A 12272-nucleotide genomic window follows, 5' to 3' on the forward strand; every position below is an offset into this window, starting at 1 on the left:
AAATGACTATCAGGAATTTCGCCCAAAATTATTATCTTTGTGTGAAAAAATGAACCTATTTGAATTTACTAACAGATTTCCTGATGAATCTGCTTGCATTGCATACTTCAAGGAAACTCGCGACAAATTGGAAGTTGTGTGTACGAAATGTGGACATTCGGAACATTATTGGAAAAAGGACAGGATGTCGTATCAATGTAAGGATTGTGATAAACGAATTACTTTACGGAGCAGTACTGTTTTAGAAAATAGCAACTTGCCATATATTCTTTGGTTTAAGGCTATTCATTTGTTGACAACGACCAAGAAAACATTTTCAGCACTTGAAGTGCAAAGACAACTAAACCATAATTCTTATGAAGCAATATGGAAAATGCTTCATAAAATCAGAGAAGCAATGGGTAGACGGGATTCACGATATAACCTTAGCGAATATATCGAACTTGATGACGGCTTTTTTGAAACAGTTGACAAAGAAACCAAAGAGGAAGTCCGCAAGCGTGGCAGGGGAAGTCAAAAGCAGTCTAAGGTATTGGTGTTAATTGAATCTATCCCAGTTTTACCGGAGCAAAAAGCAAGCAAATACAAGCATAAGCCTGACAGAAAAGTAGGCCACGTAAAAATGATTGTAATGGAAAACCTTCAAGGCAAAAATATTAATGATAAAATGAAAGATCAGGTAAGCAAGGATACTTCAGCAATTTCTGATGCCTATAAAGGGTATAATAAACTTGAGGAAGTATTAAAATCCCATAAAGTAGTAAACACTTCAGAAATAAAGGAGGCACATAAGGTGTTGCCTTGGGTACATAGTGCTATAGGAAATGCAAAAAAAGTTCTTCAAGGACTTCATCATAGCATAGGTAAAGATTATCTTCAAAATTATTTAGACGAATTCTGTTATAAGTATAATCGACGCTACTTTGGAGACAAACTATTTGACAGGTTGTTGATAGCGTATATTGAATTTGAATAGTCTTTTGGGCGAAATAGCTGATAGTCATTTTGTTTTAAAATAATTGCAAATCCTACAGCTTGATCAGATTCTGCAAACATTTATGAATTTGTCTTTAATGGCAAAAACTACGAGCTTATAAAAGAGTTGAAAACCTTTAGCGATGCTGCTGCATATGCAGTTGAACGTGGAGGATACCTTGTTGAAATAAATAGCTTAGAGGAACAAAATACTGTTTTCGATGCCATAATAAATGGCGCCGTAGTTTCACCAAACTACATAACCATCAGCAATGGAGGAGGTATTGCCTACGTATGGATTGGAGCTACCGACAATTTTGCAGAGGGCACATGGCTTTGGGATGGCGATTATAATAATGTAGGAAATCACTTCTGGACTGGAGAAGGTGCAAACGGATTGAATGGCGTATGAACAACTATCAACAGTGCCTACACCAATTGGGGTGGAACAAGTGCTGGAACAGAACAGGAACCCGACAATTGGGGCTTTGGGCAAAACCATGCAGCTATGGGTCTTACTGGCTGGCCATCAGGGACAACAAATCTTGGAGCTCCAGGCGAATGGAACGATATTGTTGACATTAGCGAAGTTTACTATGTAATTGAATATGATAGTATATCCTCCTTTGTAAATTCCGTTATTGAAAATAAAACTCTCATTTATCCAAACCCTACAACTGGAATTTTATTTGTTGAAGGAAAAAATATTCAAACTATCGAAATTTTTGATATTACAGATAGGAAGATTCTAAGTTCCGAAAAACAAACTCTGAACCTGAACAGATTCGAAAAAGGTCTATATTTCGTAAATATAATGTTTAACAACCAATCGAAAGTTACTCGCAAAATAATCCTAGAATAACAACAAAAGTATATTTGAACCTTACACCTGTAAATTTGAAGCTTTTTACTGATGTAGTATGGTGGAATAATTTATCTTACCGAACTTAATTTTACAAGAACGTAGAGGAAAAGGTTGGAAAATAATTTCCGTAATAATAGCCGAGTTGATGCTTTAACAAAAACTTTAAAGCTATTTTAGAAAAAAGGGATTGTTTTTTATTTAGCAGTCCTTTTTTAATTATAAAAGTTTATTTATATTTGGAAAAATAAATTAAAAAACTTAATCATGAAAAAATCATTAGTATTTTTAGTTATTCTATTAGTTTCAGTTGCAACTTCTTGCTCAAAAGAGGAAGTAGATCCACCGGATCATAGTGTCAGAATTGAAAACAATTGTCCTTATGATTTATCCAGTTTTTATGTAGGGGGCAATAGTTTTGGTTATATCATTACAGGCGAAACAACAACTTTTCAAAATATTACTGAAGGAACCCATTCAGTAGCAGGAACAATTGTTGGAGGAGCATCAATTTTCGGCTCTATTTCAGTTGAAGGAGATGGGACTCATGAATGGACAATAAGAATTGATTTTTATGGAAATTTTGACATTTTCGTAAATTAAGTTTTTTGCAACTAACTTATAGAGTTTCAGAGAAACAGAAATTAATTATAGAATAATAAAAACTTGAAATTATGAAAAACTTATTATATTCTTTATGTATTTTATTTTTTACAATAGTGGTTTTCAATTCATGCGAAAAACCAACACCAAAGCCGGAATTAATGTATAATGCAATAAATATTACAACACCGGCTTACGTTTCTTTTGTCAATCCATTTAATACCTTCACAATTGAACCTGATAATAATGGAGAATTTTATAATAATGAATATGAAATATCAATAATGACAATAGGTTCAATTCATCTTTATGATGTATCGGTACATTTTGAAATAGAAACAATTACTGATACAGAAGATACAATTAATGCAATTGAGGGGGTCCATTATGAATTGTCAGCAGATAGTTTCATTATTCCTGCAAATTCAAATGAAGGAAGTATAAATATAACTTTACTCTACGAAACTCTTCCATTTGAACAATATGTACTCTTAAAGATGAATTTACTCTCTGGTAATTTTGATACAATTCCTATTTTATCATCGAGTGAATTTACTCTTTATAATCCTTATCAAGTACATTTTGATGTGTCACAATTCCTTGGTGAATTTATATGCGATGAACCAGATTATGGTTTATATGGTGTATCTTTCACGCTTGATCCCATAGTTGAAAATCGTATTCATAATGAAAATTTTTGGGATTGGGCTGCATCTGGTTCAACTATTTATTACGATTTTTCAGGAGACTCTACACAGACAATAATTATTCCAACTCAATCTTTTACATTTGGCGATGGTGTTGTAGGTATGGTTGACGGATCAGGCACGTATGATGCTGATTCTGAAACTCTTACTTGTGATTATAATATTTGGCATGAGGGTACTAACTACCCAACTCATCATTATTTTTATCGCCCATACAAGAAAAGTGCTACAAAAATTAGCAAAACAAAAGCTGAGTTGATGCAAGATAGAATCAAATAAAAATAAAAAAGGATTGTTAAAATATAACAATCCTTTTTTTGTGCAATTTTATGAAATACAGTATAAAATTCCCAGCTAAATCAAGTTTTCCCGTGGCAACTTTTATATTTTTTGCCACTACCACAAGGGCATGGTTCGTTTCTACCAACTTTTTTCTCTTTTCTTACCGGCTGAACTTTTTGCTTCTTTTTCCCTTCCGAGCTTCCATCATTTCGTGAGGTTTCAAGTTTACTTGTATCTAAGCGGCGTGGAGAATGACCTTCTTTCACCTGATCGGGATCTTGTGTTTGGATATGCCCTTTCATCAAAGTTGCAACAACATCTTTGTTAATTTTATCAACCATTGTTTTGAACAATTCAAACGATTCAAATTTATAAATCAAAAGCGGGTCTTTTTGCTCGTATGAAGCATTTTGAACCGACTGTTTTAAATCATCAAGTTCTCTTAAGTGTTCCTTCCAATTTTCATCTATCGTTGCGAGGATGGTTGATTTTTCGTATGACCTTACTAATTCCTGCCCTTCCGTTTCATAAGCTTTCTTCAAGTTTGTAAGAATTTGATAAACTTTTGTCCCATCGGAAATTGGCACAACAACATTTTCGTAAACTTTAGAATGAGTTTCATAAATTTGCTTTATTACCGGAAAAGCTTGTTTTGCAATTATATCGCAACGACTGTCGTGAGTTTCTATCAACTTTTGCTGCAGGGCTTCAATAATGTCTATTTTGTTCCATTTATTGTAATCGGCTTCACTAAAAGGAGCTTCAATAGATAATACTCTAAAAAGTTCGTTCTGAAAATCGGAGAATAAAATTTCACCATGGTATTGTTCGGTCAGGCTTTCGCAAACATCGTACATCATGTTTAGAATATCTACTCCAATCCTTTCGCCATACAAAGCATGCCTTCTTTTAGAATAAATAACTTCTCGTTGAGAATTCATAACATCATCGTATTCCAAAAGTCTTTTTCTTATTCCAAAATTATTTTCTTCAACTTTTCTTTGTGCTCTTTCAATAGACTTAGTAATCATTGAATGTTGAATAACCTCACCATCACCAATTCCCATTCTGTCCATCAGTTTTGAAATTCTGTCGGAGCCAAAAAGTCTCATCAAATCGTCTTCGAGCGAGACAAAAAATTGAGATGAACCAACATCACCTTGTCGTCCTGAACGTCCTCTAAGCTGCCGGTCAATTCTTCGCGATTCGTGCCTTTCGGTTCCTACAATTGCCAAACCACCGGAATCTTTCACAAGGTCTGTAAGCTTAATATCTGTTCCTCTACCAGCCATATTTGTTGCAATAGTAACAGCTCCTTCTAAACCGGCTTCGGCAACTACATCTGCTTCTCGTTTATGAAGTTTTGCATTCAACACATTATGTTTTATTCCTCCTCGTTTAAGCATCCTACTTAAAAGCTCGGAAGTTTCAACAGAAGTTGTTCCCACCAATACAGGTCTGTTTCTTTCAACAAGGCCTACTACTTCATCTATAACAGCTTTAAATTTTTCCCTTTTTGTTTTGTAAACCAAATCTTCAACATCGTCTCGAACAATAGGTTTGTTAGTCGGAATTACAACAACATCTAATTTGTAAATATTGTCGAACTCGCCGGCTTCGGTTTCTGCAGTACCTGTCATTCCTGCAAGTTTATGGTACATTCTAAAATAATTCTGTAATGTGATAGTCGCAAATGTTTGAGTAGCAGCCTCGACTTTCACATTTTCTTTTGCTTCAATAGCTTGATGCAAACCGTCTGAATATCGGCGACCTTCCATGATTCTACCGGTTTGTTCGTCAACAATTTTCACTTTATTGTCAACAAGAACATATTCGTCATCTTTTTCAAAAAGTGTATATGCTTTCAGAAGTTGATTTATTGTATGAACTCGTTCAGATTTTATCGCATAATCGCTAATAAGCTTTTGTTTTCGTTCTGCGAATTCTTTTTCAGGAAGATTTTGTTTCTCCATTTCGACAACTTCTGAGCCTATGTCTGGTAGTATAAAAAACTTAGAATCGTCTGAAGCAGAAGTTATTAGATCGATTCCTTTATCGGTGAGTTCTATGGAGTTATTTTTTTCATCAATTACAAAATACAGGTCATCGGTAACTTTATACATGTTTTTTGAATTTTCTTGCATGTAGAAGTTTTCTGTTTTCAAGAGCAAACCTTTATTTCCTGTTTCGCTTAAATATTTTATCAAAGCTTTTGTTTTAGGCAAACCTTTAAATGTTCTCACAAGCAACAATCCTCCTTTCTCAGTATCTCCGCTTGCAATTAATTCTTTTGCTTCAACGAAAGTTTGGTTCACGAGATTTTTTTGTGCTTTCACCAATTTTTCAACTTTTGGTTTTAGTTCGCCAAAAAGTTGGTCGTCTCCTTTCGGAACTGGTCCTGAAATAATCAAGGGTGTCCTTGCATCGTCAATCAAGACAGAATCTACCTCATCAACAATTACATATTGATGCTTTCTCTGAACAAGATCTTCGGGGCTAATTGCCATATTGTCGCGAAGATAATCGAAGCCAAATTCGTTGTTAGTACCATAAGTTACATCTGCATTATAAGCATTTCTTCTTTCGTCGGAGTTTGGCTGATGTTTGTCTATACAATCAACTCTTAATCCGTGAAATTCATATAATGTTCCCATCCATTCGGAGTCCCTTTTTGCCAAATAGTCATTCACAGTTACTACGTGAACGCCTCTTCCGGTAAGGGCATTTAAGAAAATAGGCAATGTGGCAACAAGTGTTTTTCCTTCTCCGGTTGCCATTTCAGCAATATCGCCTTTGTGCAATACAACTCCTCCTATTAATTGAACATCGTAGTGAACCATGTCCCATGTTATTTTGTTACCACCCGCTATCCAGGAATTTTGAAAAATTGCTTTGTCGCCATTGATATTAATATCTTCGCGAATAGTTGCCAATTCTCTGTCGAAATCGCTTGCAGTAACCTCCAAAGTTTCATTTTCGAAAAATCTCTTTGCAGTTTCTTTTACTATAGCAAAAGCAGCAGGTAAAATTTCATCTAAAATATCTTCAATTTTATCTTCAATATTTTTTTCAATTTTATCTATCTCATCGTAGATTTTTTCCCTTTCGGTGATATGAATTTTTTCGTTTTCAATTTTATCTTTCAATGAACGAATGGCATCATTATCTTCTGAAATATAGTCAGTTATATTTTGTTTTAGTTCATTGGTTTTAGCTCTGAGTTCATCATTTGAAATTGATTGAAGTTTCGAAAATTCTTCTTTAGCATCTTCAACAAATGGCATAATTTCTTTGATGTCTCTGTCAGATTTATTGCCAAAAAAGTTCTTTAAAACATTATTAAATAAGCTCATATTATATCTATTTTACTGATAATCTGCACTTTTGCAGATTGATACAAAATTAGTATATTTTTCTTACAAAAATTAAACCTTGTTGTTGATATGTAATTTTGTCATAGTTTTAAAAATATGATGTTTGGAGATAAGGATTAGAAATTTGTTAAAGATTCATTATCAAAACCTATCTCTTCGATTCTAAAATATAAACACCTATCTTTCGTTTTAGAATTTTATTAAATAAAACATTTGTTATGAAGAACTTAAAATTTGTATTTATAGCCTTGATTTTTACAGTTTTATTAGCGGCATGCGTTCCTTCATTGCATCCTTTATACACGGAAAAAGACCTTGTTTTCGATAAAGAATTAGTTGGAACATGGGAAACTGAGGGACAAATTTGGGATTTTAATAGTGTTGACGACAAATATTATAAACTTGTATATACCGACAATAGTGAAAAGTCATCGGATGGAAATAATGGAATAGGCAGTCTATTCACTGGTTCTGCCGGCACTTCCGCCAAATTTGAAGCACATCTCGTTAAACTTGGCGAAAACTATTATCTCGACTTATATCCTGAAGATTTTTTGAAAAATGAAAATACTCTTTTGATGCTTCATATTGTTCCTTGTCATACTTTCATGAAAGTGAAAATTGAGAATAACAAGTTTAATTATCAGATGTTTAATGGAGAATGGTTTCAGGAATTAGTTGCAAAAAGCCCTGAAATTCTTTCTCATGAGAATATTGATGGTTCGGTCCTTATCACAGCTTCTACTGCTGAATTACAGAAATTTATTATAGATTATTCTGAAAATGATAAGTTGTTTGAAGATGTAGAAATATTAAGCAAAAAATAGGATATTTTCGATTAACTCTTTCCTCTGTATAACTTTGAATTTTCTCTGCGAAAATCTGTGTAATTGCTGTTTCACAAAGTAAAAAAATCTTTATTTTATCCCAAATATTTTGTGCAATTGCAAACTTAGCCTCCATTGTTTTTTGCTTTGCGAATTAATATCTTTAAGAAGCTTAAGCGTGGAGACAATATTCATATCATTGTTTTCGTCGAGCGGGCTAATATAATAATTATCAGCATTTAAGCTATTTTCGATAGTTTGCAAATATCCAACTGAAACTTTGTCATTTACAATTCTGACTTCATTTGCATTTTTTTGGGCAGCTACTCCTTTTGGCGAAATTGTAATATAGTCGAGTTGAGCTTTTAAATGTTCAATTTCGATTGTCCCATTTGTTTCAATTCCTATCCAATAGTTTTTTTGTTTCAATTTTTCTAACAGAATTTCCAAATTATGAATTGTAGGCTCGCCTCCGGTAATGATTACCGATTTGCAATTAAATTTCGAAATTTCATCAATAATTTCCGAATCGGAATAATTCGTAAAATTTTCGTAGCAAGTGTCGCACCATTTACAATTAAGATTGCAACCGGCAAGCCTAATAAAAATTACCTTTTTGCCCTGATTAAATCCTTCGCCCTGAAGACTTAAGAATATTTCATTTACTTTATATTTCATTTTAAGATTTTAAAATTTGCATGATAAATACTTTTTCCATGTATAATCTTATTCTTCGTAGGTTGCCGTATTTCCATTTGTTTCCCGAACATCAACTTTATAGCAGCTATCAATTTGTTGGTATATCCAAAATGCCAAATTTTCGGCAGTGGTATTAAATTCTAAGATTTCGTTTAAATATTTGTGGTCAAGTTTCTTAAAAATTCGATTTTTTATCTCAGAAAAATCTATTACCATGCCACTCTTATTTAATTTTTCGCTTTTGCAATACACATCAATAATCCAGTTATGGCCATGAAGTTGAGTACATTTGCTTTCGTAATCTAAATCAAGTTTATGACTTGAAGAGATTTCCATTCTTTTTTTGATATAAAACATTTTCTTTTGAATTAGTAATTAATTAATGGATCAGTCATACCGGCATTTTTGAAAGCTTCCTGACGCAATATGCAACTATCACAAACGCAACAAGGTTTTTCTTTTCCTTTATAGCACGACCATGTAAGGCTATAATCGACATTGAGTTTTTTCCCAAGCTTAATTTCTTGTTCTTTTGATAAAAACATAAATGGTGCATGAATTTTTATAGGCATATTTTTTTCTACTGCACAAACTGTTCCTTTATTAATGGTTTGTTCCATTGATTCTATAAATTCTTGTCTGCAATCGACATATCCGGAATAATCGACCTGACTCACACCAATAAAAATGTCCTGAGCGCCAAGAGTTTCGGCATAGGAGGCTGCAATCGACAGGAAAATCATATTTCTTGCCGGAACATAGGTAATCGGAATATCCTTGCTTTTTTCATCGAAATCGGGGATATTTATAAAACTGTCGGTGAGAGCCGAGCCACCCAATAAATCGAGGTTTAGGTTTACAATTTTGTGATCTGCTACGCCAGCTTTTTTTGCAGATAATTTTGCGAGATTTATTTCTTTGCTATGTTTCTGACCGTAGTTGAACGATAGTGAATAAACTTCGTAGTTTTCTGCCGTAGCTTTATACAAAAGTGTTGTAGAGTCTAAACCTCCGGAATGTAGTACTACTGCTTTTTTCATGCTATATAAAACTTAGAAATTCGAAACTGGATATTAGGTTGATATATTCGAGACTTTTTTGAGTGGATTATAATAAATTTCATTGTCATCTTTTAGTTATTTTTTTTGATTTTCAATTAGTGTCTGCTGATCCCAATTTCTAATTTCATTTTTTTACCAAACGAACAACAACCAATTGCTCCATTAAATTCGGGGCTTTCGAGCTGATGGACAGACGAATAATCATTAGAAAAATAATTTTGAATTGCTTTGTTTTTTGCAACTCCACCACTCAAAATCAATTGGTTGTCTCGAAATTTATTGATGAAGGGTTTCAGTCGGCTATAGAGCGAAAAGTTTACACCGGCGCAAAGTTCTTCTAATTGAGCCCCTTCGGCAATTTTTCCAATAAGCTCCGATTCTGAAAACACTGCACAAGTAGAATTTAATTCGACAGGATTTTCTGAATATTTCGACAAATTTTCAGTACTTACTTCAAGAATATTTGCCATATTTTCGAGGTATCTGCCACAAGAAGCTGCACATTTTTCGTTCAAATCGAGATCGGTAATTATTCCTTTTTCAACTTTTACTACTTTTACGTCTTGCCCTCCAATATCGAATAGAATAAAATCTTTCATGCCGGTTTGAAAAATTGCTCCATATACGTGTGCTTTAATTTCATTGATCGGTGTAAAATTGCTGAGGTCTGTATTGTTTTTTCCGTAACCGGTAGAAATATAAACATCAATATTTTCGATTGAAAGTTTCTCTAAATCGACATTTATTTTTCCATTATATGTGCAATAATTCCTATAGAAATTCATAGTATTTTCTACTCTGGTGAAAATAATTTTACTATCCTCCATAATTACAATTTTCACTTGCCTACTTCCAAGATCTATCCCTAGAATTCTCATAGTTCAGTTTTTTTGATGTCGGCTACCATATCTAAAAATGCCTCTAATCGAAGTTTCGTTCTGGCATCGAGCACATTGAGTTTGTCTCCTTCTATGTTTATAATTGGTATTTCAATTTCTTCTTTTAGAATAATATTTTCGATTGCTCTATGGCAAAATGCTTGTGTATAGTGGATTATTGCATCAATTTTTCTGAGTTTTATTTGCTTTTTTATTTCTGAAATTCTAAATTCATTATTGTATGGATAGGTATAATTTTGATATTGCTCAAAAATATTGCGATCTGATTTGTAACGCGGAAAGGCAAATTCTCTCTGAACTTCGTTATATACAAAAGTTGCATCGTATTTATTTGCAAACTTATAAATATCGCTAGTCATTGGCGGAACACCTATATATCCAAGCTTTACTAAGTAGTGATTTGCTTTGCTATGTTCTATTTCTGCAAGTCTTTCTGTCAATTCTGTTTCGAAATTATCTGGATTTCCGCAAAAATCGCTAAAGTTTACAAGATAAAAATGATTATCCCAGCCATTTGCTTTGTTTTCGAGATAGGTCAATTCATCTAATTTTATTCCCAAATTTCGAATTTTATTGAATCTATTCCTTAGTTTTTCAACTTCGGAATATTCTGCATTTAGGTCTGAAATAAGTTTCCTTATGCTGGCTTCTATCTCCTCAATACCTCTTCCAAAAGGAAATGAAAACGGATAAACTTTTATTCCTCGTCTTTGCAAAATTTCGCTTAGGATTTTGGTGTTCGAACAATCTCCTTCAATGACACCAACTATTACTGAGATATTGTTTTCAATGCAGGCTCCGTACATTCCCTTAATCCAGGCACACATGCTTTTCGGGAAGCCATCACGCTCGGCAATATCAATAAATTTGGAATAGTTTTTCGATTCAATAAACAAATTGTTCATATCAACAGGAGTGAAGCCTGCCGCATAAAGAACCTCAATAGGTACTGTTGTTGTTATTCCAATTTTTTTCATATCAACTTCCTTCTACCCTACTTTTCCTCAAAAAAAATAGGGCTTCCACCCTATAACAACAAATACTATAAAACCTAAGTTTTATCCTAGTTTTGTTTATAGACAGGATGGATTTCGAACTGTCTTTTTTTCAATTCCGGCACAAAGATAGTAATTATAAATTATGAGTTATGAGTTAGAATTTATAAGTCATAACTATTTCAATAGTTCCTTAACTTTTGCAGCAATAATTCGCCCTTCTGCTTTGCCAGCAAGTTTTTTGTTGGTAGCTCCCATAACCTTTCCCATATCTTTCATCGAACTTGCACCCAACTCGGCAATTATTTGCTTAATGATTTCTTCAATTTCCTCTTCGCTCATTTGCTCAGGCAAATATTTTTCAATGACCGATGCTTCAAAAATTTCTTGTTCGTAAAGATCTTCTCTGTTTTGCGATTTATATAATTCTGCCGATTCTTTGCGTTGTTTCACTAATTTTTGCAGCAATTTAATTTCAGCATCTTCCGACATTTCACCATCTGCACCTTTTTCGGTATTTGCAAGCAAAAGTGCCGATTTAACAGCTCTTATGGCAGTAAGTTTTTCTTTCTCCTTTGCTTTCATTGCAGTTTTAATATCTGCACTAATTTTTTCAACTAAGCTCATTTTCAATAATTTGATTTAAACTTTTGCAAAATTAGTGTTTAATAATAATTTAGCCTACAGTTTTAAATTTATTTTTCGTCTAATATTTAAATTTGTGCAGTGAGTCATAATTAATAATTTTGTATGGAAATCTTCTTGAATTGATATAATAAAAAAAATGAAAAAGGGATTATATAAGATTTATACAAGAGTATTAGAAATAGTAATTTTATTTCTAATACCTATTATCTTAACCCAACTTGAGCATTTTTCCAAAATTAATAAAATAATGAAAATTTTATCTATCTGATATTTAGGCATATGACGTTATATAGAATCGTTCTAAATACCATAATGTACAGATATACAGTTATATAAGTAA

General features: G+C 33.0%; 13 protein-coding genes. 6 read left to right on the top strand and 7 right to left on the bottom strand.

All coding sequences use genetic code 11. From position 1 onward, the window contains the following. Positions 1–49 precede the first annotated feature (49 nt). The 5 genes from HN894_04650 to HN894_04670 all read left to right on the top strand — a co-directional run bounded on the left by HN894_04650 (position 50) and on the right by HN894_04670 (position 3426). Entirely contained in the window at positions 50–976 is a 927-nt protein-coding gene (locus HN894_04650) for an IS1595 family transposase (GenBank protein MBT7142606.1), read from the top strand. Between the two features lie 126 nt (positions 977–1102). Next, positions 1103–1387 carry a C-type lectin domain-containing protein gene (locus tag HN894_04655; GenBank protein MBT7142607.1) on the top strand — a complete coding sequence of 95 codons (285 nt, stop codon included), beginning with the start codon at positions 1103–1105 and terminating at the stop codon, positions 1385–1387. Positions 1388–1483: 96 nt separating this feature from the next. Beyond that, positions 1484–1837, top strand: a complete 354-nt coding sequence (locus tag HN894_04660) for a T9SS type A sorting domain-containing protein (GenBank protein MBT7142608.1) — start codon at positions 1484–1486, stop codon at positions 1835–1837. A 267-nt stretch (positions 1838–2104) separates the two neighbouring features. Continuing rightward, positions 2105–2440 carry a hypothetical protein gene (locus tag HN894_04665; GenBank protein MBT7142609.1) on the top strand — a complete coding sequence of 112 codons (336 nt, stop codon included), beginning with the start codon at positions 2105–2107 and terminating at the stop codon, positions 2438–2440. 71 nt (positions 2441–2511) lie between these two features. Next, complete coding sequence (locus HN894_04670; GenBank protein MBT7142610.1) at positions 2512–3426, top strand: hypothetical protein; 915 nt, start codon at positions 2512–2514, stop codon at positions 3424–3426. An 80-nt stretch (positions 3427–3506) separates the two neighbouring features. Here HN894_04670 and secA read toward each other — a convergent pair whose 3' ends face one another. Further along, entirely contained in the window at positions 3507–6782 is a 3276-nt protein-coding gene (secA, locus tag HN894_04675) for a preprotein translocase subunit SecA (protein ID MBT7142611.1), read from the bottom strand. Between the two features lie 239 nt (positions 6783–7021). Here secA and HN894_04680 point away from each other — a divergent pair, with 239 nt between their 5' ends. Next, on the top strand, positions 7022–7630 hold the full coding sequence (locus HN894_04680) for a hypothetical protein (GenBank protein MBT7142612.1): 609 nt from the start codon (positions 7022–7024) through the stop codon (positions 7628–7630). Between the two features lie 90 nt (positions 7631–7720). Here the strand turns inward: HN894_04680 and HN894_04685 are convergent, their stop codons facing one another. The 6 genes from HN894_04685 to HN894_04710 form a co-directional block, all read right to left on the bottom strand. Continuing rightward, positions 7721–8308 carry a 7-carboxy-7-deazaguanine synthase QueE gene (locus HN894_04685; GenBank protein ID MBT7142613.1) on the bottom strand — a complete coding sequence of 196 codons (588 nt, stop codon included), beginning with the start codon at positions 8306–8308 and terminating at the stop codon, positions 7721–7723. Between the two features lie 48 nt (positions 8309–8356). Beyond that, on the bottom strand, positions 8357–8686 hold the full coding sequence (gene queD, locus HN894_04690) for a 6-carboxytetrahydropterin synthase QueD (GenBank protein ID MBT7142614.1): 330 nt from the start codon (positions 8684–8686) through the stop codon (positions 8357–8359). 11 nt (positions 8687–8697) lie between these two features. Next, positions 8698–9369 carry a 7-cyano-7-deazaguanine synthase QueC gene (queC, locus tag HN894_04695; GenBank protein MBT7142615.1) on the bottom strand — a complete coding sequence of 224 codons (672 nt, stop codon included), beginning with the start codon at positions 9367–9369 and terminating at the stop codon, positions 8698–8700. Positions 9370–9485: 116 nt separating this feature from the next. Beyond that, positions 9486–10268, bottom strand: coding sequence for a 2-hydroxyglutaryl-CoA dehydratase (locus HN894_04700; protein MBT7142616.1), 783 nt, complete (start codon positions 10266–10268; stop codon positions 9486–9488). Continuing rightward, the gene (locus tag HN894_04705; protein ID MBT7142617.1) at positions 10265–11266 is read right to left on the bottom strand and encodes a 2-hydroxyacyl-CoA dehydratase; all 1002 of its coding nucleotides are present in this window, start codon (positions 11264–11266) and stop codon (positions 10265–10267) included. Before HN894_04705 ends, HN894_04700 begins: the two co-directional genes overlap by 4 nt. A gap of 195 nt (positions 11267–11461) precedes the next feature. Beyond that, positions 11462–11911, bottom strand: a complete 450-nt coding sequence (locus HN894_04710) for a GatB/YqeY domain-containing protein (GenBank protein ID MBT7142618.1) — start codon at positions 11909–11911, stop codon at positions 11462–11464. Between the last annotated feature and the right edge of the window lie 361 nt (positions 11912–12272).

The organism is Bacteroidota bacterium (assembly GCA_018692315.1).
Taxonomy (GTDB): Bacteria; Bacteroidota; Bacteroidia; order Bacteroidales; family JABHKC01; genus JABHKC01.